The 24,568-nt window shown below is 63.0% G+C and carries 13 protein-coding genes and 1 pseudogene; 7 read left to right on the forward strand and 7 right to left on the reverse strand.

Translation table 11 applies throughout. The annotated features are described in order from the left end of the window. Positions 1–865: 865 nt before the first annotated feature. The 4 genes and pseudogenes from BV034_RS28035 to BV034_RS28050 form a co-directional block, all read right to left on the reverse strand. Positions 866–2,694 (reverse strand): annotated as a pseudogene (locus BV034_RS28035) (IS1634 family transposase). A gap of 545 nt (positions 2,695–3,239) precedes the next feature. Beyond that, positions 3,240–5,567, reverse strand: a complete 2,328-nt coding sequence (locus tag BV034_RS28040) for an AAA family ATPase (RefSeq protein WP_050030260.1) — start codon at positions 5,565–5,567, stop codon at positions 3,240–3,242. Positions 5,568–5,580: 13 nt separating this feature from the next. Further along, positions 5,581–8,805: an AAA family ATPase gene (locus BV034_RS28045; protein WP_050030261.1), complete on the reverse strand. Its 3,225-nt coding sequence runs from the start codon at positions 8,803–8,805 to the stop codon at positions 5,581–5,583. Next, positions 8,802–12,107: an AAA family ATPase gene (locus BV034_RS28050; protein ID WP_265593556.1), complete on the reverse strand. Its 3,306-nt coding sequence runs from the start codon at positions 12,105–12,107 to the stop codon at positions 8,802–8,804. The genes BV034_RS28045 and BV034_RS28050 overlap by 4 nt, the downstream gene beginning before the upstream one ends. A 233-nt stretch (positions 12,108–12,340) precedes the next feature. Here BV034_RS28050 and BV034_RS28055 point away from each other — a divergent pair, with 233 nt between their 5' ends. Together BV034_RS28055 and BV034_RS28060 are read left to right on the forward strand one after the other, a co-directional pair. After that, entirely contained in the window at positions 12,341–13,081 is a 741-nt protein-coding gene (locus tag BV034_RS28055; protein WP_050030263.1) for an RNA ligase family protein, read from the forward strand. A gap of 42 nt (positions 13,082–13,123) precedes the next feature. Beyond that, entirely contained in the window at positions 13,124–14,251 is a 1,128-nt protein-coding gene (locus BV034_RS28060) for an AAA family ATPase (protein ID WP_050030264.1), read from the forward strand. Between the two features lie 405 nt (positions 14,252–14,656). Here the strand turns inward: BV034_RS28060 and BV034_RS28065 are convergent, their stop codons facing one another. The 3 genes from BV034_RS28065 to BV034_RS28075 all read right to left on the reverse strand — a co-directional run bounded on the left by BV034_RS28065 (position 14,657) and on the right by BV034_RS28075 (position 18,757). Next, positions 14,657–15,025: a glyoxalase superfamily protein gene (locus BV034_RS28065; RefSeq protein ID WP_050030265.1), complete on the reverse strand. Its 369-nt coding sequence runs from the start codon at positions 15,023–15,025 to the stop codon at positions 14,657–14,659. Positions 15,026–15,366: 341 nt separating this feature from the next. Further along, positions 15,367–18,171 (reverse strand): [protein-PII] uridylyltransferase, encoded by a 2,805-nt coding sequence (gene glnD, locus BV034_RS28070; RefSeq protein ID WP_050030266.1) that lies wholly within the window; start codon positions 18,169–18,171, stop codon positions 15,367–15,369. A gap of 49 nt (positions 18,172–18,220) precedes the next feature. Next, a complete protein-coding gene (locus BV034_RS28075) occupies positions 18,221–18,757 on the reverse strand; it encodes an adenine phosphoribosyltransferase (protein WP_050030267.1) in 537 nt (178 codons plus the stop codon). Between the two features lie 169 nt (positions 18,758–18,926). Between BV034_RS28075 and ccsA the strand changes: the two genes are divergently transcribed. From ccsA to BV034_RS28100, 5 genes are all read left to right on the forward strand, one after another. Beyond that, entirely contained in the window at positions 18,927–19,706 is a 780-nt protein-coding gene (gene ccsA / locus BV034_RS28080) for a cytochrome c biogenesis protein CcsA (protein ID WP_050030268.1), read from the forward strand. Positions 19,707–19,807: 101 nt separating this feature from the next. Further along, positions 19,808–20,896 carry a glutamyl-tRNA reductase gene (gene hemA / locus BV034_RS28085; protein ID WP_050030269.1) on the forward strand — a complete coding sequence of 363 codons (1,089 nt, stop codon included), beginning with the start codon at positions 19,808–19,810 and terminating at the stop codon, positions 20,894–20,896. 22 nt (positions 20,897–20,918) lie between these two features. Further along, complete coding sequence (gene hemC, locus BV034_RS28090) at positions 20,919–21,875, forward strand: hydroxymethylbilane synthase (protein ID WP_050030270.1); 957 nt, start codon at positions 20,919–20,921, stop codon at positions 21,873–21,875. 81 nt (positions 21,876–21,956) lie between these two features. After that, complete coding sequence (cobA, locus tag BV034_RS28095) at positions 21,957–23,483, forward strand: uroporphyrinogen-III C-methyltransferase (RefSeq protein WP_050030271.1); 1,527 nt, start codon at positions 21,957–21,959, stop codon at positions 23,481–23,483. A 36-nt stretch (positions 23,484–23,519) separates the two neighbouring features. Further along, positions 23,520–24,329, forward strand: coding sequence for a biotin--[acetyl-CoA-carboxylase] ligase (locus BV034_RS28100; protein ID WP_050030272.1), 810 nt, complete (start codon positions 23,520–23,522; stop codon positions 24,327–24,329). The last annotated feature ends 239 nt before the right edge of the window (positions 24,330–24,568 follow it).

The following is a 24,568-nucleotide window of genomic DNA, read 5'->3' on the forward strand; positions in this document are numbered from 1 at the left end:
GCTCGGCTGCGATGCGCCCAACCCCATGGTATCTAAAGTTTGAACTACAAGCAGCTGCTACGGAGTCGTTGGCAAGCCAACGCGAACTGGCATTCAGGAAAGCACCTGCATTCTCTGTTGGGGCGATGTCGAGAACGTGCCAATTCCAAAATTCCGGCTGCCCATTGACATTTCCCCGACCACGAGACCAGATTGCCACATGCCACCTCACGATCAAGGCCCTGATCAGAACCAAGGAGCATGTCACCATAGCAGCACGCATCAATCCCTGTTTTGGATCCCCATCATCAGCCTGACTCTGCTGATGGCTTATCCATTCAGTGGAGGGCCGATACTTGGATGCCTGCTTAGAGGATGGTTGCCCGCTTCCAACGAATCCACCCTGACCGATTTCTATTCGCCTGTGATGAGGGTGATCGGCCACCTGCCTCTCTCCGTTCAGGAATCTCACTACGCCTACCTCGAATGGTGGTATCCGGTCCTCCAAAAAGACAGGCCACATTGATACGTCACCTTCGAAGTGCCAAGCTTTCCACTTCTCGCTCATGGAGCATCAAAGTCTGCGAAACCTGTAAACGTTTCGGCCAGTGTCTGCCAAGAAACCCTGGCAGTCGCCGCAGAAAAACCGCCAAAACTCCTTCGGAGTAATCTCTCTACCCTCACCCACCCAACGTTGACTCGCTGGAAGCTCGTCAACGTTGGGTTTGTAGCCCTATCCTCTTCGAGGAAAAGCTTCGACTGAGCCGACTAACCCGACTTGGCGGATTGCCGGGGTTGATGATCCTCCAGCCCTTGATTTTGCGACATTGGGCTCCAAAAGTCTTCACTACATCTTCCACCACTTCGCAACCTTCCGGGGTCTGCTTCAACCAGTGCTTTTGGGCGGGGCCTGTTCAGGCAGCGTGATCTTGAGCTGGTCGAGCAGCAGTTGCAGATCCTTTGAAGGCTGCGTGTGGCGGCTCATCACCACCTCCCTTCCATCGGTTGTGGGCAGGTGCACATCGAGCATCTGCACCGTTGCAAACTTCTCCAGCACACTTCGCGGTGTCAGCCCGCTGGCCGTCAGCCTCAAGCGCGCCTTGAGCGTCACCTGCAGGCAGTACGCCAGGAACGACACGAAGAGGTGCGCTTCAATGCGATGGTCCAGTTGGTGGTGCACCGGCCGGATCCCCAGATCGTGTTTGAGCTCCTTGAACGCCTGCTCCACCTCCACCAGTTGCAGGTAATACTCCCAGAGCTTCGCGGGATCAGTCTCCGTCAGATTGGTGCACAGCAGGTAGCGCCCCTCCCGCCGCCATCCTTCACGCAACACCTTGCGGTCCAGCTCCCAGCTCAGAGTCGCCCGCTGCCGGCCCTTGCCCTTGCCCTGGTCTTTGCCTGTTGCGGGCTGCAACTGCATGCTGACTTTGACAAAGCGCGCATCCCGCCCCGCCTCCTTTTTGGCTGCACCCAACGCTTCGTACATCTCATCACGGTGCAGGGGACGCTTGCGCTGGCGCAACCCTTCCAGGGCATCCAGATACTTGCGCAGCCGACGTCGGCGCATCGAGCGTTCTTTTGCCACCCGGTCCTGGCTTTGGGCCAGCACATAAGTCTCCCCTTCATGCGGCAGCAGTTTGACTCGCACCTGGGGGCGGGCCTGCTGCCAGGGTTGCTGGGCCAGCGACTCTTCGAGCGTGCTCAAGCGTCCTTTGGGTGTGCCCACCAGATAACTCACTGGCGGGGTGCTTTGACGCATCTGTTCAAGGGTCTCTTCAGTCGGATGCCCCGGTCCATGACCCAGACGCGCTGGGCCTTGCCGTACTGGTCTTCGATCCTGGCCAGGAAGCTCTTGAGGGTGCTCTTGTCGGTGGTGTTGCCCGGCAGCACCTGATAGGCCAGAGGGAAGCCTGCGGGGGTGACGATGAGGGCAATGACCACCTGCACACAGTCGCTGCGCTTGTCGCGGCTGTAACCAAAGGGGCGCAGACCGGTGGGGTTGTCCGGCGGGTTGCTTTCAAAATAGGTGGTGGTCAGATCATACAGCAGCACCTCATAACGGGCTCCAAACAGGTCGCGCCAGCGCTGGGTGAGATGATCAAACAAGGCGCGCTTGTGGGCCAGGATCTTGTCATGGCACTCGTAGAGGCGGTGGATCTCGGCCAGGGCGAAGTCCGCGCCCAGGAGATCGGCAATGGCCGTCTGGTCAAACCAGTGGCGGTGCAGCCGCCATTCGCTGCCCGGTTCGATGAGCCGGTGGAGCACCAGATCCCAGCGGGTGCCCTCACGACTGGGCGGCAAGCGTTGCCGCCAGAAGTCGGCCAGGAGCAACTGCTCCCAGAGCAGGCAGGCCCCCCATTGCCGGGGCCGCTCCAGACGCATGGCGGCAAGGCCCAGACGCACAATGGGCAACTCATCAACACCGACCTGCTCGGGAGCATGATCTTCGGTAAAGAGGGCCACCTGTTGAGGAGCGATTTGGTCTTTGCCGAAGAGTTCGACCGTCTTGCGCCAGGAGACTTCCTGACGGCCATTGAGTTCACCCAGATAAAGGACGTGCCGTTGGACCACCTGCCGGGGATTGATGCGCCGGTTCTCGACGATGCTCCAGTAGAGGTGCACTTTGCCATCCTTGAGCCGTTTGGTGGAACGCAGAAACATGATGGCCCAAGAAGTTAGCCAGCAAAGCAGGTGCGCAACCACCAAGGTCTGCACTACAAGCCGATTTGGAATCGGACCCTCGCAAAATCAAGGGTTGCAGCTTGATAACAGGCCCAAAAATGCCGAAATCGGCCGCGAGTCCGCCTAGTTGGACTAAAGCACAATGCCATCAGGGAAAATAACCCCCCACAAAGCAAGTCACTCTATTTCAATATGATACGCAAACCATCCTAACATAAAGCTTTCTATATGGAAGCAGTGACATAACGGGTGCCCAGGTATAGGACGCCCTTGCTTTTAGAAAATTGAAGTGCTGGGACGAACGATTCGACGTCCTCAAGGCCAGTTTTAACGTCTGCGTTGACTTGCAATGAACTCAAATTTGATCCTCGAACCGGATTTCAAGGGAATTGCAGCCATAAATTGCCGACCATTTCACCTGTTGTGCATTTTGTTGGCGGAAAAATTCCCAAACCGCGACATATCGACACATTGCAAAGCGCTCGCTACCAGTGAGATGCATGAATGGTTGCGAATTTCCCCTGACGGCATTGGACTAAATTCGGTAATCCCACCCGGCTGCGGGCTCGCGTGGCCATTCAGGAGTCAACACCTTGACGCACTGCCTTCTGACGCACTGACGCACCGGTGCCTCCGCTCTCCAGTTCCCAATCAGCCACCAGCGTCACCTCCCTCACCCCAGGATGGGCGACGAGCCAACGGGCTACGGGGGTGACGATGAGTTCTTCCAACCGACGCTGGAGGGGGCGGGCGCCGTAGATGGGATCGAAGCCTTGTTCGCAGACTTTGTCCAGGAGGGCGGGGCTGACCTGGAGCTTGATGCCGCGGTCGCGGAGGCCTTCGCGTTCTTCCAGGCTGGCGACCTCGCGCAGGGCGATGGCTTTGACAGCATCGCGGTCGAGGGGATCAAACACCACCACCTCATCCAGCCGGTTGAAGAACTCGGGTCGGAAGAACTGGGCGGCAGCGGCGGGATCGACTCGGGCGGAGGCTCCGGCATCGCCCGGGGTGAAGCCGAGGGAGCCGCCTTTCCGGGTGCCGAGGTTCGATGTCATAATGATGACGGTGCTGCGGAACCAGGTGGTGCGCCCCAGGGTGTCGGTGAGGCGGCCTTCGTCGAAGACGTTCATGAGGGTGTCGAAGACCTCGGGCGAGGCTTTCTCCACCTCGTCCAGCAGGAGCACGGTGAAGGGGTTCTGCCGCATGCGTTTGACCAGGTCGGACGGTTCGCCGTTGGGCTCCCCCAGCAGGCGGCGGGCGGCATCGTGGCCGGCGTATTCGCTCATGTCCAGCCGCACCATGCGGTCGGCGGGCTTCCGGTTGGGATAGAGGTAATCACCCAGCGTCTTGGCGAGCTGGGTCTTCCCGGTGCCGGTGGGGCCGGTGAAGAGCAGCACGGCCAGGGGGCGATGCGGGTCATTGAGACCGGCCTTGAACTTGGTGAGGGTGCGGCAAACCGACTGCACCGCCCGCGACTGGGCCACGACCTGACCGTTAAACCACTGCTCCAACGCTGCGGCATCCATCGTCTGCCGCTCATCCAGCAGCCACCCCGGCAGGCCGGTGGTGGTGGCGAAAAGCTGGCGCATGGCGGTGAGCCCGACGGCCGGCTCCCCGGCTTCGCGAGCGCGGTTGAGCGCCTCATGCATGAGGCCCAGCGGAGTGCCGGGAAATCCGGCATAGGGCTGGAAGCGCCGGCAGAGCCGTCCTGCCTCGCGGGCGGCATCAGGAGCGAAGTCGAGCTGCGTCTGGTCGGAGAATGAGCGGGCGGCCTGGTCCAGAATGCGGGCCTGCTGCGCCTCGTCCAGAGGCTCCAGGCGCACGACGCCCAGGGCATCCAGAAAAGCGGGCAGTACCCGCTCGCAGGATTCCACCTCCTCAGGGGTCGCCTCCACCACCACGCGCAGCTCGCCCGTTTGCAGATAGGGTACGAGGAAAGCAGCGAGACTGCTGCCCGGGCTGGAGCCACCGAGACGCAACAGCTCCCGGAGACTCTCCAGACAGAGCACGCCATCCAGGCTACGCAGCTCTGCGATCACCTTTTCCAGCTGCTCCTGCCACTGGCCCAGCCAGCGCTGCCCGGCGATGAGGCGGGCTCCGCTGGAGATCCAGAAGCGCTGGGAGCGGGCTTCCCCCGGGCCCAGTCCGAGCTCGCGTTCCACCTTCCGCGCCGCATCCACCAGCACGGCGGTTTTGCCGCTGCCCGGGCCACCCACCAGCAGGGTGCTGCCCTTGCTCAGATCCAGCCTTGCCTGAACACGGGCGACATCCGCCTCCCGCTCCCAGGTGCGCACATGGCGGCGGATCGCGGGCGAGCCCACATGCTCCGCCACCTTGCCGAGGTGCTCCGGAGGCTCCACGCGGACGCTGTCCTTCTTCTGCCAGGGGGAATACACGATCTCCTCCAGCCGGCAGTCCATGGGAGGCAGGTAGCGCAACAGCGAGGCGGGGTTCTGCCCCTTAAGTGCCTGCCTCGCGTAGTGCAGTGCCATTTCCTCGATCCGATCTCCCCCGGGCAGCTCGAACTGCACATCCAGAGTGGGCAGCAGGGCGCAAACCAGGCCGCTCTCCCGCCGGCCCACCACACAGGGCAGACGGAGCTGCACGGGCTCCTCACAGGGGAGGGTGCGCTTCCGCTGCTCATTCCCGGCCACGAAGAACTCGTACTCAGGCACGGCCGCGACCTTGATCGTACGGAGGCTGGGTTCGAAGAAATCTGGAGCAATCAGCCAAAGCATTCCATCCCGGTCCACCGCGGTGAGGTACTCCTTGAGCTGGCGCAGCACATCCGCCGTCGAGACGCCGCTGGCCGTGCCGTCGGTGGCCGAGTCATTAAGAAGACGACCACTCCAGGCGCGCTCGCCGGTCTGCCAGAGGACCACAGGATGACGTTGGGATTTGGGCATGGGAAATCAGGGGTTATGCGTTTTCCACCTCTTCGATCGGCAGGCCATAGACGTAGGCGAAGTCCATCGCGCCGTCGTCAAGGGAGTACTTGTGGGCAACGAGGCCAGTGCGTAGATCGACAAGCATGGCGTCCAGTTCCAGCTTCTCAATGATCGACGGATCAGCCTGCAACATAGGCCCTTCCCAAGAAGAAACGTGCGTGGAGATCGAGCTCAGTCCACGCGGAGAAATTCTGGCAAAGGTGCCACTCTGCGATCGGATCAAATCTGATGCGCCGTGGGCGGTCACTTTTGCCCTATCAATATCGGGGTCAATCTCACCGTAATCCCCAAAGGCATGCTGGGCCCAGCAAGGCCGATGCGAGTACATCACGGGATAACCAATGGGGGAGTCCAGCCTCAACACCCACTCCTGGGGTTCCACAAAGTCGGGCTCACACACGCTGTACAGATACCGGGTGCGCCAGAGCAAGCGCAAGATTCGCCCACGGATTTCATCCATCGGACGAGCCCTCCCCAGGACATCCTCAATCGCATGCGAGGCGAGGCGCTCGGCCATCAGGTCATCCAGGAGAGTTACAAGCACCTCTTCCGGCAGCACGTGCAGCACGTCGCGACGCCGGGGCGGATGCGGATTGCTCGAGCGTGCCGCCATGGCATGCCTTCTCGCTTTTTCCTCCCCCTCCAGGAAGTCTTCACAACGCTCCAGCCCAAAGCGGAGGCGACTGATCTCGCCGCGTAGATGGTAGTACCAGGCCTTCATGGGCCCCACATCGTCGCTAGGTTCATCGAACTCCCAGGCATCCAGTCGATCAGTCGCAGCATCCAGCACGGCATGGGCACGCGAGAGGTCTTCCCAGAGCACCTCATCAGGCACTTCCACCGGAAACGGCAATCGGACATCAACCTGCTTGACGGTGTGAAGGTGAAACTGAAGCCGCCCTTCTGGATCAACTGTCACCTGGAATCGAGCCGCACGATCCCCCGGCATTCCCAGCAACTTCTCCGCCAGCGGTTCCACCAGACAGGTCTCCACTGCCCGGCGCAAAGCGCGCGCCCCGAATGCGAGGTCAAACCCACGGTCTGCCAGCGCCTTCACAACATCATCTTCCAAGCGCACATCCACGTGCCGGTCCTGCAAGCCCTGCCGGTTGAGCGCCCTCTCTGCCATGGTTCTGGCGAGATACACGATGTCCCCTTTCCGCAGCTCGTGGAAGGGTACAATACGGTCCAGCCGGTTGAAGAACTCAGGTCGGAAATGTTTGCGGGCCGCTTCAATGTAGTGCTCACCGCCTGCAACCTCCTCTGTCGCCGCAAATCCCACACTTCTGCTGCCAGCGCCCGCACCAAGGTTCGATGTAAGAATGATGATGCAGTTGCAGAAGTCCGCCGTCTGCCCCTGGGCATCCGTCAGCCGCCCCTCACCCAGCACCTGGAGGAGCAGGTCCAGCACATCCGGGTGGGCCTTTTCCACCTCGTCAAACAGCAGCAGGCTGAAGGGCTGCCGCCGTACACGGGAGGTGAGCAGACCACCCCGCCCTGCACCACCAATGAGCCGCAGCGCGGCATCGGCACCGGAGTACTCATTGAGGTCAAACCGGAGCATCTTCTCCTCACTGCCAAAGACGAACTGCGCCAGTGCACGGGCACACTCCGTCTTGCCCGTGCCCGTAGGGCCGAGGAAGAGCAGTGTCCCCATGGGGCGGTGGGCATCCTGCAGCTCAGCCTTTGCCGTGAGGACGGTGTCCACCATGGCAGCAATGGCTGGCTCTTGACCCACAATCCGCTGACTGAAGGCACCCCGCAGTCGGGCTCTGGAGAGCGACTCCCCCGCATCCAGCATTTTCTTACGGATGCCGTGACGGCTGGCGAACCACTCCAGCACGGCCGGTCCGTCCACCAATCTTTCACCCGCATCTTTCAGGCCCTGCGCCAGCGCGTGCACCATCTCCACCGCCTTGCCGGGGAAAGCCCGTGCCCGGGCAAAGCGCTGCTGCAACTGCATGACCAGCGGCACCACGCCCAGGGTGAACCGCGTCCTCGCCCCCGGCGGCATGGCCTGCAGGGTGCGCACCAGGATGCGGAGCGTTGTTTCATCATCCGTCTCCCGCACGTGCATGACATGGAACATGCTGGCAAACGCGCGGTCCATCTCGCGCAGACGCGCCCAGACCTCTGGCGTGGCCTCCGCCAGCACGGCCACCGGCTCATGCTCCTGCCGGGCCTTCAGCACATGGCCCAGGGTGAGCTCGCTGCCGGAGCTTTTCCCCGCCTCAAAGAGGCCGGGCAGATCATCCAGCACCAGCACATGCCGGCGCTTCCGCAGCTCCGCGAGCATGACCGTCCAGCGCTCCTCCCACTGGCCGAGGTAGGACATGCCGCTGATGACGCGCTGCGGCGAGACCTGCCAGAACTGGCCCCGACGCGACACCTTCGGAGACTCGATGATCCGGCGCACGCACTCATGGATGAGGGCGGTCTTGCCCACCTTGGGTGGGCCTACCAGCACCACCATGGGCACATGCGCCGTCTTGCGGCTGAACCAACCGGCGAGTTCCGTGAGTTCCGTCTCCCGCAGCAGGGCCCGCTGCAACTCCTGCGGATACTGGCGATCCAGACTGCGTCCTACGCGATAGAGTTCCTTCTGCCCGTCCATGGGCTCTTCCTGCCCCAGGGCCACGTGACCGGTCTTCTCCGCAACCACCCGCTGATTGCCGGGCACCACGACGTTGACATGGGAGACATGTGGTTGGCTCCCGGAACTCCAGGGCTCCAGATCCACCACCTCGTCCGATTCCTTCTCCAGCTTGCGGAAGTGCTCGGTGAGCACCCTCTGCAACGCATCCTCCAGCCGGGTGCCCGGCGGCCAAAGGAAGGTGAGCCCCTCTCCGCGTGGCAGGACGGCCAGACGGCGGTCGGCGGAATCAAACACGGCCACGAAGAACTGCGCCTCATACGAGTGACGGCGGAGTTCAAGGCGCAAGCGCACAGAGTGGCCCGTTACCTCCGGGCTGAAGCTCCAGGTGAGCAGGGAGCGATGATCCGGCCCGGTCACGAGCTCCGCCAGATGACGTTGCAGGCGGTCTTCCAGACGCTTCAGCGCACGGTCCTCCTGGGGATCTGCCTCCCCCCATTGGCCACACAGGGGCGGCAGCAGCGGCCTCACGCGGAAGCGCGCCTGCCCGCCCGGCTCGCGGTGGTGGTCCACATACACGGGGATGGAAAGCTTGCGGTTCATGAAAGTGCCTCCCTCAACAGTTGCTGACGCGCCGCCCTCAGCAGCCAGTCGGGATCCAGCTTGCCACTCTCGCGCTCGCCGCTGGGGCCGTCCTTCACGATCTGTTTCACGGGATCGTACTGGCGGCGGATCACACCGCTCTCCAGTTCCGGCTGGCCGACCAGGCCATCCAGGGCGAGGTGGAAGTCCTTGAGTTGTTTCACCGGGAGCTCCGGCACGTACACGGAAATCCGGCAGGTCCAGTCCGGTGGCAGCCCCAGGTTCGCGGAGTTACCCTTGGCATTGTCCTGGTCGCCCGGCAGGCGGCTCTTGCGGGAGAGATGCAACCCTCCCGCCCCTTTGAGGTAGATGGGAGCGCGGCCCCCGGTCACCCAAAGCACGATGGCACTCAGCTTGTCGCCATCCGCCTTGGAGAGGGAGTCGCAAAGCACGTCCTTCTCATCGACATCGGCAAAGACCCTGAGGCCGCTGGCATCGCGCTGGCGAAGCGGCACCTCCCTGGCAAAGTAACCCACCTGAACCTTGCCCCCTGCAGCCAGGGCGAGGGCGCGATACACGCGGACGAAGTCCAACAGCGATGCGCCTGGTTGTCCACGAAACTCCAGCACCAGCGTTTGGGGCGGCGGCTGGAAGATCTCCAGCGCCGTCAGTGCCATCTCCTCCACATCATGCTGCTTGATGGGATCGTGCGCTGGCGCATCGGTAGGGCGAGCGTGATGCAGGGCCAGGATCAAGGCTTCCTCATGCGCGGTCTGCGTCTGATGGGCCGCTTCGACCGTGGCGACGCATTCCTTGAGCGCCTCAAAGCGCGGATCATGCGCCACCCAGGCCTCTCCGCCACGACGGCGGCTCTTCAGCTGGAGCCGACGACGACGGGCTTCCAGCACGCGGAGGTTGCCGCTCAAGGCATTCATCATGGTGCAGATGCGCAGCCGGGCCAGAGCCTCCCGGATGCGCACCACGTACTCGAGCCTGTCTTGCAGGATCTGGATGCCGGAGAGATGCTCCGCCTGTTGGAGCGGCTTGGTGAACTGAAACTTCACTTTGCCATCCGCTCCCAGCTCCGCCTTTACCAAGCTCTTCGGTGCCAGAGTGACGGGCAAGTCTGCCGAGAGCGGAGCCAGCAACTCCTGGGCAATGCGTCGCTTGAGCGGACGCGCCCCATAGCGGGGATCATACCCTTCCCGGGCCAGATGCTGAATGAGTGGCTCCGCGACCTCCAGACGCAGCTTGCGCCCCGCGAGGCCGGGACGCTGGGTAATCGCCGCCAGCTCCCTGCGGGTCAAGGACTCCACCACCTCCTCAGAAAGCGGGCGGTAGGGCACGATGGAATCGATGCGGTTGAACATCTCCGGGCGCAGCACGGCCTGCACCGCGGAGGTAAAGTGTTCCACGGCGTTCCGCCACGTCTCCCCGTCCTGCTGAAAGCCGAGCCGCCCGCGGGAGAACTCCCGGGCACCGAGGTTCGAGGTCATAATGATTACACAGTTGCTGAAGTCAGCGGTGCGACCGGCCGCATCCGTAAGACGGGCCTCACCCAGCACCTGGAGCAGCAGGTCAAACACTGCGGGGTCCGCCTTCTCGAACTCATCCAGCAGCAGCACGTTGAAGGGCTGATCCCGCACGGCCGCGGTGAGCAGGCCCTCACGACCATCCTGGCTGCCGCTCACCAGACGCTGGGCGCTCCAGGGGTGGTTGTACTCGCTCATGTCCAGCCGGATCATGCGGTCGGCTGCTTGAAAGAGGAACTCCGCCAGGGCCTTGGCCATCTCTGTCTTGCCCGTGCCCGTGGGCCCGGTGAAGAGCAGGGACATGAGCGGGCGTCCGGGCCGGGAGAGGCCCGCCTTGAGCCGGGCGATCATGGCCACCACGGCCGTCACGGCGTCCGGCTGGCCCTGCACCCTTTCCTCGAACCACTGCCGGGCGGCATCCAGATCCAGCGGCAGCGCGGGATCCAGCAGACGGCGGGACATGCCGGTCTCCTTGGTGAAGGCGTCATAGACCTCTGCCTCCTCCACGAGGATGTCGGTCGCAGACTTCTCATGCAGACGCCGCATGAAGCGCAGCGGGGCGCCAGGGAAGGCGGCATAGCCCATGAACCGGCGGTGCAGGGCCGCCACGCGATGCAGGGCGGGTCGAGTGAAGCGGGCGCGGTCACCCGCCATGGCCACGGAGGCCGCGAGCAGGATGGCATCGGCCCGCTCCGGTGTGGGCTCCTCCACCTTCATGATACGGAAGGCATCGCCCAGGCGGGGATCGATACGTTCCACCACGCTGAGCTGTTCCGGCGTGCACTCTGCGATGACCTGCACCTCCCGCCGCACCAGGTACGGCCGGATGAAGGAGGCGATGCTCTCATTTCCTGCGCTGCTCTGGCCCACATTGAGCAGCTCAAACAGACTGCCGAGGTGCAGCACCGCCCCCAGCTCCCGGGCGCGCAGGAGCAGCTCCCGACAACGCAACTGCCACTGGCCAAACCCGCAGGCCCCGGCGATGAGACGCGCCCCGCTGGTACGATGAAACTCGCGCTGCCCCAGCCCGTGATCTCCACGGTCCGCAGCCAGCTTCTGCACCAGCGCGGTCTTGCCCACGCCGGAAGGGCCTACCAGCAGGATGCTGGGCTTGTTCTCCAGATTCAGGAGCCGCGCCAGCTGGGCCACCTGGGCCTGCACCTCGAACACCCTCGGCTGGAAGATGCCCTCCATGCGGGTGCAGAGCTGTGCAAGCGCGTCTTCCTTCCCCGGCTCTTTGTTGCGTTGTTTCCAGCGCTCCTTGGCCGTGCCCAGATTGGGCGTCCAGTGCAGGCGGGTGAGCTCCAGCGTGCCGCGCTCCAGCCGGGCAAGCTCCAGCAGATCCCGGTTGAAGCCTTCCCGCTTGATGGCCAGGAGCACATGATCTGCCAGCATTTCAGGCAGACGTTCACGATCCGGCGCGATGACGGCGATATTCAAGGCGGGCACCGTGGCGACCGCATGCCCCCCCTGATCCCAGACAATGGCTTCCAGGGTCACGGCGATGCCGTCCCGCCAGGCCTCGCTGCGCCGCGCGGGCTCCACAGTGAGCTCGACCTTGGCCAGAGCGGGCTCGCTCCTTACCAGGCGACGGTTGAGTTCATCCAGCGGATGTTTGCTGAGGATTTCCTCTGCCAGATCCAGCAACTCGCTGCGGGCACGCCGTGCCCGGTTGCCAAAGGTGGCCGCCTCCGGCACCAGCAACAACTCCACCAACACCTGATCATCGCCCTCCGGGCTCAGCTCAAGCGTCCGGGTGACAAGGTAAAACGCGGTGTCCATTTCCGACATGCTCTGCATCCAACACAAAAGGTCAGCTAAATGCCAGCAAGACGTGGATGACACACCTGCGATTTTTAACAGGTCCCCTGCAAAAAGGCGCAGTTGAGTGTGAGTGAGTTCACGAGGATCCTCCGCCCCCGCCCGATACGTCTCGGAAGCCCCTCTGCAGATGTGCCGGACGTGAAAAACTCCCACCTCCTTTCCTTCTCAGGTAAAGTTCCACCTTCACTCCCCCACCCCCCATGGGAGCCTCACGCGACAACTTCATCAAGTACCCCCGCACGCCGCATCTCTTTGGCTCCAAGGGCACGGACGATGACAAGCACCTGGGGCCCAAGGCCTCGGAGGCGTTTGTCAAAGACCCGTCGCTCATTGTGGAAGAGAAGCTGGACGGCACCAATGTGGGCATTCACTTCCTTTCCAACGGGAGGCTGTTTTTGCAGTGTCGCGGTCATGAGATCACGGAGGGCATGCATCCGCAGTATGACCTCTTCAAGCAATGGACCGCCGTGAAGCGCCCGGTGCTGGAAGCCATGCTGGCGGACCAGTACATCCTCTTTGGCGAGTGGCTCTATGCGCGACACAGCGTGCATTATCGCGGTCTGCCGCATTATCTCTTTGAGTTCGACATCTATGACAAAGAGGCCGGGCACTTCCTCTCCCTGGAGCGACGGCTGGAACTGCTGGAGGGGACGGGCATTCCGACGGTGCCGGTGCTGCATGAAGGAGCTGCCACACAGGAGAAGTTGCAGGAGCTGATTGGGGTCTCTGCCTTTGAGGCGGAGTTTGTGCATCCTGGCGCGGGTGGTGTGGATCATCGCATGGAGGGTCTGTATCTGCGGACCGAGGCCGAGGGTGTCGTGACCGGTCGGGCGAAGATCGTGCGACCGGAGTTTGTGGAAAAGATCAAGGAAAGCACGCACTGGCAGCATCAGGTGATGGTGCCGAATGAGCTGGCGGACGGGGCGGATATCTGGGTGTAGTGAAATGAGGAATGACGAATTAGGAATGGGGGGGTTCGCGCGATGAGAAGCTGGCAGGATATTTTGAAAGGCTCCAATGAGGAGATCATCCGCTGGGCGGCGGAGAGTGCGTGGGCGGATGCCATGCGGGCGTGCCAGCAGGATGCGATCTGGCATGCGGAGGGGGATGTGTGGACTCACACCTTGATGGTGTGCGCGGAGGTGGAGAAGCTGGAAGGGTACGAGGAGCTAAATCGTGAGGACCAGCTCAAGTTGCTCTTCACCGCCTTGTTGCATGACTCGGGCAAACCGGCCACCACCGCACTGGATCCAGAGACGGGGCGGTTGCGGTCGCTGAGGCATTCGATTGTCGGAGCCAGTCTGGCGCGGGGAGTGCTGGCGGAGCTGAGATGTCCGCTGGAGTTGCGCGAGGAGATCGTGCGGCTGGTGCGCTATCACGGTCGGCCACCGTATCTCCTGGAGAAGGCGCACCCCGAGCAGGAGGTGATCCGCTTGTCTTGTCTGGTGAAGAACCGGCTGCTGCACCTCTTTGCCCTGGCAGACACCCGAGGTCGCGATGCGGATGGGACCGTGCGGACCGAGGAGATGCTGAACCTCTGGCGTGATGTGGCGGTGGAGCACGGGTGCTATGACGGGCCGTATCCCTTTGCCAATGCGCAGGCGCGGTTTCTGTATTTTCGGGAGGCCGTGGGCGATCTGCACCATGTGCCGCATGAGCATTACAAATGCCGGGTCATCATGATGAGCGGCCTGCCCGGCGTGGGCAAAGACACCTGGTTGGCGCGGAACCGCCCGGAGCTGCCGGTGGTGTCCCTGGACGCTGTCCGGGAGGATCTGAATGTGGATGCCACCGACAACCAAGGACGCGTCATTCAAGAGGCGCGGGAGCGTTGCCGTCAGCATCTGCGTGCCGGGGAGGACTTTGCGTTTAACGCGACCAATCTGACCGTGAGCTTGAGGAAACGCTGGGTGGATTTGTTTGCCGGGTATGGCGCGTGGATTGAGATCGTTTATCTGGAGGACGATCTGCGGGTCGTGCTGAAGCGGAATGCCGGGAGGAAGGATCCGGTGCCCGCGAGTGTGATTGAGAAACTAGCGGGGAAGGTGGAGGTGCCGGATGTGTCGGAAGGGCATGGGGTGACCCGCTGCGCGGGAGACACAAGACTTTAAGACAGAAGACAGAAGACCTGAGAGCAAGGTGGAGACGCGTGCGGGGTGGAGAGACGCGGGAGCGCACAGGCCGACGGCGGTGACAGGGGCCGGATAGGTTATGACCTCTGCCGCAACGGAGACAGTGGCGGTTGTAGTTGTCGACGTGAGGAGGCACTAGCTGAAGCGTCTGCGGCGGGGATAGCGCGAGGGGCGTTCGGTTGTGCTGCGCCCTGCTTCCGAGTGTTCTATTGGGGGCCTTGGACTCTTGGGCCTGTCTTTTGCCGCGGCGTGATAGACGAGGAGATTAGTGCCTCCTCACGTCGACAACTACGACCAGCTTTGGGGGTGATGAGGCAGAGGGGGAGGAGATGGAGCTGATGAGTGCGTAGGCAGGCTGGGTGGAGTTTCCAAGCCTCTCTCTGCTCAACCCTCCACCGTCTGATTGAAGCAGATGCGGTTCCCGAACGGGTCGATGACTTCCAGGACCTTGGCCCCCCAGGGGGCGGTTTCGATGCCGGGGTTCATGTTGGGGTTCGGGCGGGTGGCGAGCTCTGCATGAAGAGCCGTCACGTCGTCAAGGTGCACCAAGATCTTCGAGCCGGGGGTGCAGTCGCCGTAGTGCTCTGTGAGATGCAGTACCAGCTCGTCGCGGGAGACCTGGAGATAGCGCGGAGAGGTGGGGCTGAACTGGTGCTCCCAGTCGAGCTTGAATCCCAGCCAGTCCAGGTAAAAGGACCGCGCAAGCTGATGATCGAAGATGCGGAATAGAGGGATGGGTGCCTGGAGTTTCATGTTCTGCGCAGAGAAGTTTCTCCGTTAGATGTTACCTTGTTGGTCAAGGGGTGGAAGGCAGGGGCGAGTGCGGATGGGGATGCAGGTGAGGAAGACAGCAAACTGGGGATCAGGGGCGCTGGCGGGGCGATTGGGTTAAAGGATATCACAAGGGGTGCGAAAGCGGCGGTTCCCGCACGCACTCCACAGCGACTTCGTCGCCAGATGTTGGGAGCGCGGCGTGTGAAGCTCGCGCTCCTGGCCAGCGATGTCGAAGGAAGGCAACGTCGCGTGCCCTCCCCTGCTCTTCCGGTTTACTGGATTACCGTTCTACTGAATTACTGTTTTACCGAATTACCGAATTACCGGCGTAGCGCGAGCATGCCGCTGCTGTTCTGCCGCCCGAAGGAAAACACGGCTTCTTCGAGCTGCGACTGCAATTCTTTGAGCACGTCTTTGTCAGTCACTTTCTGCTCGGCTTTGTCCTGGATGTAGATGGCATCCAGAGCGACGCCTTTTTCGGTGTTGATGCGGGCGTGGCAGATGTTCAGGCCGAGCTGGCCGATGGCCATGAAGATGTCATACAGAAGACCGATGCGGTCCAGGGCCTGGATCTCGACGACGTTGTAGTCGGTGGTGAGGTCGTTGTTGATGTACACGCGCTGCGGCACCTCGGCGGCGACGTCTTCCAGCCCTTTCAGAGAGCGGCGGTTTTCCTGAATGGCCTGGCTGAAGTCGAACTCACCAGTCTCAAAGGAGCTCTTCACGCTGGACTCCACGCGGGCCTTGGTGCGCTCGTTGGTGACCGGGGAGAAGTCGGTGCGGCAGACGCGGAAGACGTCCAGCACGACGTCGTCACTGCGCTGGTAGAGATCGGCGCTCAGAATGTTGATGTTCTGGGCGGCGAGGGCGCCGGCGATACGGGCGAGGAGGAGGTGGCGGTCCCAGCAGACGACGATGAGCTCGCTGCAGCCCTGCTCGGGGTGCTCCACCCAGGTGAGGCCGGGGAGGAGGTCCTCCTGCGAGGTCCCCTTGGCCACGGTGCGGAAGAAGCCGCGGAAGGCCTCAATGTGGAAGGCGATGATGTCCGGACTGCGGAAGTTGAAATAACTCCGCGGCATGTGCTGGAAGTGCGCGGCGATCTCGCGCTCGTAGTAGGAGTCCAGCTTCTTGCGCACCTCCCCCTGGAGCTCCTCCAGCGGGGCGGTGATGCTGCTGATGAAGTCGGAGGGATCGTTGAGGTATCGAACCGTGTTGTGGTACAGGTGGAGGATGAGGCTCTCCTTCCAGGAGTTCCAGCTCTTGTCACTGGTGCCGCGGGAGTCGGCCAGGGTCATGACGAGCAGGGCATCCAGGTTCTGCTTGTTGCGCATGATGCCAGCGAACTCGGAGACCACCTTGGGGTCGTCCAGGTTCTTCGTGGTGGCCGTGCGGTAGAGCGTGAGGTGGTGGTCCACCAGGAACATGAGCAACTGGCGGCGGGAGCCCTTGATTTGAAGGCGGCGGCACACGCGGTTGGCCAGCTCGGCGCTGGCATCCGTGTGGGTGTTCGTATTGAGAGCACGGCCGGAGTCATGCAGGAGCAGGGCCATGTACATGATGTAGGGCTCCTGCATCTCGCGGAAGAGGCGCTTGTAGAGCTCCATGCCCTTCTGCGGGGTGGCATCGGCCAGCTCATCCATCTTCTCGATGGTGCGCAGGGTGTGCTCATCCGCCGTGTAGCGGTGGAAGAACTCATGCTGCACCAGGCAGGTGAGCGCGCCGAACTCCGGCATGTACCGGCCGAGGAAGCCCACGCGGTGCATCTGGCGGAGCACGCGGGACACATCCCCGCGCTGGTTGAGGATGGCCTCAAAGCTCTCCCGCACCGCCTTGTTGTAGCGGAAGGTGATGTTGATGAGTGCCCAGCTCTGCTGGACCAGATGAAACAACTCCGGGCTCAGGCGCAGGTGGCGCTGCTGGGTGTGCACAAAGAGGCGCATGAGCCGCGGCGGATCCTCCACGAAGACCTTTGGGTGCTCGGCATAGAGGCGGTCATTCTTGGCCACGAAGCCGTCGAACTTCTCCACCTTGGGCACGGTCTTGCGCAGCAGGCGGGCCACGAGGCTGGGCTTCCCATTCTCCACGGCCTGAAGGTGGTAGCGGTCCATCAGCTCACTGCATCGGTGCAGCATGTTGCTGCTGTGCATGTAGTAGTCCCGCATGAAGACCTCGATGCGGTTGAGGATCTTCTTCTGGCGGTAGCCCAGATTCGTGGCCACGATGCCCTGGAGGCGCAGCGTGAGCACATCGCTCTCGCGCTTCTCAATGTAGTGCATCTCCGTGCGGACGCGGAGGATGAAGTCATAGGCGCGCTCCATGTCCTTGAGCGAGGTGTTGGGGAACTCCGCCTTCTTCACGATCTCCTTGAGGTCGATCGTGCGATACTTGGCGTAGGACATCCAGAGGGCGTTGTGGTAGTCGCGCAGACCACCGCAGCCGTTCTTCACATTGGGCTCCTGCACGGAGGCGGTGTCCTCATGCTTCGCGTGGCGTTCGGCCAGGTCCTTCTGCCGCATCTGGAGGAACTCGATGTCGCGCCCGTCCATGCACTCCTTGTCAAAGCGCTGCTCCAGCTCGGCAAAAGGCTCCGGATCGCCGGAGACGAGCCGCGCCTCAATGAGGGCGGTCTTCACCTGATTGTCGCCATTCGCCTGCTTGATGGTCTCCCCCACGCTGCGGGTGGAGGAGTCCCCCACCTTGAACCCCGAGTCCCAGAGCATGGTGAGGAAGGAGGAAACGAGCTGCGCCAGCCCGGTGGGTGTTTGCGTGCTGTTGCCCGAGAGGAGGAAGAGCACGTCCACATCACTGCCCGGGTTCATCTGGCGGCGGCCGTAGCCGCCGGTGGCCACGAGACTGATCTTCGTCTTCGCCAGCAGGCTGGCATCTGCCCCGAGCAGCATCTCATGCCAGAGGTGCTTCAGCACGGCATCGATGAGATCCGAGCGCATGCGGCAGATCTCCATGCCACTGCCGCCGGCCCGGTGCAGCATGCGCAGCCGGGCCTCCTCCACCTTGCGGAACCTCTTGAAGGCCCGGAGCACCTCCGTGTTGGACCTGGACTTGCCGGTCGTGTTGGCGAGGGCTTCCCGGGCGCGGGTGGAGAGCTTCTTGATGAGCTGGGGCATGTGTCGGCTGAGGAAATATTACGCTGGCGAAGTCTGAAGGGTAAGGGGGTCAGAAGGCGAGCACAGACTTCACGGGCCCGAAGCGGTCGATCTTTTCCCGCCCGCTCAGGAAGGCCAGCTCAATAAAAAACAGGGAGCCCAGCAGCGTGGCCCCCATGGCCTGCACCAGTTCCAGCGCTGCGCCGGCAGTGCCACCGGTGGCCAGCAGGTCATCTGCCAGCACCACCTTCTCGCCGGGCAGGAGGGCATCCTCATGCATCTCGAGCGAGGCGGTGCCGTACTCCAGCGCGTAGTCCACGCCGCGAGTCCTCCAGGGGAGCTTGCCCCGCTTCCGGGCGGGGACGAAGCCGCAGCCCAGGCGGGCGGCCAGCATGGCCCCAAAGATGAAACCGCGGGCGTCGATGCCCACTACCTTGTCCACCGTGCCCCACTCCGCCGTGGCCTCCACCATGGCGTCCACCGCCAGCTTCAGGAGCTCGGCATCGGCCAAGACAGGGGTGATGTCCTTAAAAAGCACCCCGGCCTGGGGGAAGTCCGGCACATCGCGAATGGCAGTCTGGAGGCGGAGGAGGGAGTCTTCGTTCATGGTGGGGCAGAAGGGGCGGGCCAAAGTGCATGCGCGAGGGCCAAGGGCAAGCACGTAGAATAAGGAGAGCAGACAGCGGGCCTGACCGGGCCTGGAAGGGCCACTTCCTCTCCGGAAAGCCCGCCCCGCGCTCGACATCCCCCGCTGTTTGGTCCACATTTCCAATCCCATGGAACTCACCCGCCTGCTCCTGATCCTCTCCACCGTCGCCTTCATGGCGGGCGTGGTGCATGCGATCACCGCCCTGCGGGCTGGACGCTGGCAGGAGAACAAGTGGCAGTTCCTCCCCATGGCGGTGGGCTTCCTCTTCCAGTGCGCCTTCCTCTACCTGCGGGGGGAGATGCACGCCCGGTGCCCGCTGACGAGCCAGTTTGAGGTCTTCATCTTCATCGGCTGGTGCATTGTGCTCCTGTATTTCCTGGTGGGGGCCACCTACCGCCTCTCCCTCCTGGGGCTCTTCACCGCCCCCTTGATCGCCATCCTGCAGACGCTGGCGCTCTTCATGCCGGACAACCCGGGCTCCGTGAAGCACGTAAAGATGTCTGTATGGGAGCATCTGCACGCCCCGCTGGCGATGATCGCCTACGCCGCCTTCGCCCTGGCCTGCATCACGGGGGTGATGTTCCTCCTGCAGGATCATCTGCTGAAGAAGCACCACATTCACGCCCTGTTCCGCCAGCTCCCGCCCATTCACCACCTCTCACGGGCCATCATGCGCATGGTCGCGCTGGGCGTGCTGCTGCTGGCGGTGGCCATGATCTCCACGTTCAAGATCCACCTGCCCATCAGCACGGTGAAGATGACCATCTCCTGGAGCATCCTGGGCCTGTACACTGTGATCCTGCTGCTGATGTGGCGGCACACGCTCTCTGCCCGCCACACGGCCTGGCTCTCCGTGCTGGGCTTCATGGTCCCCTTTCTTTCCCTCTGGGTGGTGATCGGCCGATAGCCCGCCCCATTCCGCCCGTTCTTTTACGCCCCGCCTCCCCCACTGCCTCCCTTTCCCCACCCCACTTCGACTCCGACTCCGCCCCCCTTTTCCCTCCCTCCATGCTTCTCTGCCTCGGCCTGAACCATCGCACGACTCCCATCGAGTTGCGTGAGCGGCTGGCCTTTGCCGAGAGCAAGCAGCCGGAGGCGGCGCAGCAGATCAAGAGCCTGCCAGGCTTTGAGGAGAGCACGGTCATCTCCACCTGCAACCGGGTGGAGATCTTCACCTCATGCGATCACAACAGCCCTGAGCAGGGGCTGGCGGTTCTGCATGACTATCTGGTGAACCACTTCCAGCTCAACCCCGCCCAGCGGGAGGCGCTCACCACGTACAAGCTGAGCCACGCCGATGCCGCGCGGCACCTCTTCCGCGTGGTGAGCGGCCTGGACTCCATGGTGCTGGGCGAGACGGAAATCTTTGGCCAGGTGAAGGCGGCCTACAATGTGGCGCTCAAGGCCGGGGCCACGGGCCGCACGCTCAACAAGCTCTTCCAGCGCGCCTTCAGCGTGGGCAAGCAGGTGCGCAACGGTACCAACATCCAGCGCGGCTCCACCTCCGTGGGCAGCGTGGCGGTGGATCTGGCGGAGAAGATCTTTGACCTGCGCCAGTGCCGCGTGCTCCTGATCGGCGCCGGGGAGATGAGCCGCACCTGCGCCCAGAGCCTGCTCTCCCGCGGGGCGAAGAGCATCTTCATCTCCAACCGGTCCTACGACCGCGCGGTGGAACTGGCCAAGGAAATGGGCGGCCAGGCCCTGCGGTTCGATGAATGGGAGGGTGCCCTCCACGATGCCGACATCATCATCAGCAGCACCAGCGCGCCGCACTTTGTGGTGAAGCCGGAGCTCATCGAGCCCGTGATGCGGAAGCGCCACGGCCACTCCCTGCTCATCATCGACATCGCCGTGCCGCGCGATGTGGACCCGCGCGTGAACGAGATCCCCGAGGTGTACCTCTACGATGTGGACGCGCTCCAGGCCATCGCCGATGAAGGCCGCCGCGAACGCGAGCGCGCCCTCGCGCTGTGCGAGGAAATCATCGAAGAGCAGTTGCGCAAGTTCGGCTATCAAGAAGATTCCGCCTCCGGGGCCACCCTCCAGCGCGAGGAGGATGACAATCCCGTCCTCCCGCTCACGCCCCGCAATTCGTAACCCGTTTTCCCCTTCGCCCGCCTTGATCTCCCAATTCACCGACACTCTCCGACTGGGCACCCGCGGCAGTGAACTCGCCCTCCGCCAGGCGGAGATGGTCGAGGCCGCTCTGCACGCCGCCCACCCCTACCTGCGCGTGGAGCGCAAGGTCATCGCCACCACAGGCGACAAGCGCCCGGACCTGCGTTTCTCCGAGTTCACCGATGGCGACCGCCTGGACAAGGGCATCTTCACGAAGGAGCTCGAGATTGCCCTCGCCAGTGGGGAGATCGACATCGCCGTGCACAGCCTGAAGGACGTGCCCACGGTGCTGGACGCGAAGTTTTTCATCGCCGGGGTGCTGCCCCGCGCCCCCATCGAGGACGTGCTCATCTCCCGCGAGGGCTACACCCTGGCGACCCTGCCTGCCGGGGCCAAGGTGGGCACCAGCAGCGTGCGCCGCATCCGCCAGCTCCAGTGGCTGAACCCGGGGGTGGAGTGTGTGGAGATCCGCGGGAATGTGCCCACGCGCATCCGCAAGCTCTTCGTCCCCTCTGATCTGGACGCCATCCTGCTGGCCCGCGCCGGGCTGGAGCGCCTGTCCCTGCTGGATGGCGAGCACGTGGTGGTGGATGGCCAGCCGCTCCATGCGGTGATCCTCGACTGTGAGGAGTTCCTCCCCGCCGCCGGCCAGGGGGCCATCGGCATCGAGGCCCGCGTGGATGACGCCCACACCCTGGAATTCCTGAAGGCGATCAACCACGAGGAAACCTACGCCCGCGTCACCGCAGAGCGGGAGTTCCTCCACATCCTCAAGGCTGGCTGCCAGACGCCCATCGGCGCGCACACATTCCTCGAGAACGGCGTGCTGCAGATGAAGGTGCGCGTCTTTGACGAGACCGATCCGAGCCGTCCGCCCAAGGAGGTGACCTCCACGGAGCCCTACCACTCGCCGAAAGGTCTGGCGGCGGAAGTGGCCGCCCTGGTCACCTCACTCTGACCTGTCTGTTCGTTTCGCTTTTCCGTTTTCGATTCCGATTCCGCTCCCGTTATTTCCTGCTGTCTCCCTCTTTCATCGATCATGCCTGCTGCCTCCAAGTCCTCCTCCACCGGCATCTGTTACCTCGTGGGCGCTGGCCCCGGTGATCCGGGCCTGCTCACGATCCGCGGGAAGGAATGCATCGAGCTGGCAGACGTGGTGGTGTATGACTACCTGAGCAACGTGGAATTCCTCCGCTATGCCCGGCCGGATGCAGAGAAGATCTACGTGGGGAAGAAGGCCAAGGACCACACGCTCACGCAGGAGGGCATCAACAAGCTCATCGTGGAGAAGGCCCGCGCGGGCAAGATCGTCACCCGTCTGAAGGGCGGCGATCCCGTGCTCTTCGGCCGCGGGGCGGAGGAAGCAGGCGAGCTGGTGGACGCAGGCATCGCATTTGAAATCGTGCCCGGCATCACCTCCGCCATCGCTGGTCCGGCCTACGCGGGCATCCCGGTCACGCATCGCTCGCATTGTTCCCAACTCACCATTTTCACGGGCCATGAGGACCCCACCAAGCAGGAGAGCTCGCTGGACTACGCGAAGATCGCACAGGCCGACGGCACGAAGGTGATGCTCATGGGCGTGGAGCGGATCGAGGAGATCACGAAGAAGCTCATCGAGAACGGCGCCAAGCCGAACACCCCGATCGCGCTCACCCGCTGGGCCACCACCGGCCGCCAGCGCACCATCGAGGGCACGCTGGAGACCATCGCCGGCATTGTGCAGGAGACCGGGTTCAAGGCACCGGCCGTGTGCGTGATCGGCACCGTGGTGCTGGAGCGCGACAAGCTGAACTGGTTCGAGAAACGGCCGCTCTTTGGCAAGCGCATCGTAGTCACCCGCACGCGCCAGCAGGCGGGCGGCCTGACCAAGCAGCTCGGCCAGCTGGGCGCGAGCGTGCTGGAGATCCCCACCATCAAGATCGAGCCCCCGCAGGACCTGAAGGCCTTTGGCCAGCTGGTGATGGATTCCCACACGTATGAGTGGATCGTCTTCACCAGCCCGAACGGCGTGGACCGGTTCTTTGAAATGTTCTACAAGCTCTACGATGACGCCCGCAGCATCGGCGCGGCCAAGATCGCGGCCATCGGGCCCGGCACCGCAGAGCGCGTGAAGGCCTACCACCTGGCGGTGGACCTCATGCCGGAGAAGTTTGTGGCCGAAGGGCTGATCAAGGCCTTCAAGGAACAGAGCGTGGAGAACCAGACCGTGCTCTGGGTGAAGGCAGAGAGCACCCGCGAGGTCCTGGGCAATGAGCTCGTGGGCATGGGCGCGATCCTGGACGAGGCCATCGCCTACCGTACCGTGCCGGAGGACGCCGATCATGAGTCCATCACCCAGTTCAAGGAAGAGGGTGCGGATGTCATCACCTTCACCAGCAGCTCCACCGTGGAGCATTTCCTTGAACTCAAGGTGCCGCTGCCAGAGGGCATCAAGGTGGCCAGCATCGGCCCCATCACGTCTGACACCCTGCGCAAGCACGGCGTGCGGATCGACATCGAGGCCAAGGAGCACAGCATCCCCGGGCTGGTGAAGGCGATTGAAAAGCATTTGGGTTCAAAGTGAGGAGTTAGGAGTTCATTGTTAAATGTTGATTGCCCTGTGTCGCTTGCTCCGGAGTACACCGCCCTGCAGCCCCGCCGTCTGACGACGGCGATGGCCGGGCATGCTCTGGGCACGGAGGTGCAGGTTCATGAAACTCTGGCCTCCACGAGCGATCATGTGCGGGATCTGGGCAGCGCCGGGTATCCACACGGGCTGGTGGTGCTGGCCGAGGAACAAACTGCCGGCCGCGGACGCCGGGAGAACCGCTGGAGCTCCCCTCCCGGGCAGGATCTGCTGCTCTCCGTGTTGCTGCGTCCTGAGGTGAAGATGGACCTCTGGCCCCGTACCACCACCTTCGCCGCGCTGGCCATCTGCCGGGCCATCGAGTCGTTCCACACCAACCTGCAGCCGGCCATCAAGTGGCCGAATGATGTGTATCTCAACGACCGGAAGGTGGCCGGCATCCTGGCCGAGACCTTCACCGGCGGCGGCAGCGCCTACATGGTGCTGGGCATCGGATTGAATGTGAACACCACAACCTATCCGCCCGAGCTCAGCCAGCAGGCCACCTCCATGCGCTTGGCCCTGGGCAGCCCCACGCCGTTGGATCGGAACACCGTGGTCATCTCCCTGCTAAAGCACCTGGATCATCTGCTGTCCCGGTATGACGAGCACTATCCGCAGGTGGTCGATGAAGTCCGGCAACGCAGCTGGCTGCTGGGGAAGAAACTCACCGCCATGGTGGACGGCGCGGAAGTCCGCGGCGTAGCCGCCACGCTGAATGCGGAGGGGCATCTGGTGGTGCAGCGCGAGGACGGGAGCGTGATGACGCTTACCAGCGCGGAGCAAGTGCGGGCAAAAAGTTGAGATGTGCCGCAAGCGGCACGTTGAGACGCGTTGCTGGTTGAGGCTATAGCGTAGCGCAGATTGTTAATCTGCTGTGCCGCCGCTTGGCAATCGGCATCAGTCGCCGGAGCGGAGAAGATATTTCCTCACACGAAGGCACAAAGGCACGAAGAGTTGGTAAAGCACGAACAGGGCGGTGCATGGCCTGCCTTACCAGTGCAGGTGCGCGCCGGGGTTGGAGTACCGTCCCGCATGCGGGA

This window comes from Verrucomicrobium sp. BvORR034 (assembly GCF_000739635.1).
Lineage (GTDB): Bacteria > Verrucomicrobiota > Verrucomicrobiia > Verrucomicrobiales > Verrucomicrobiaceae > Verrucomicrobium.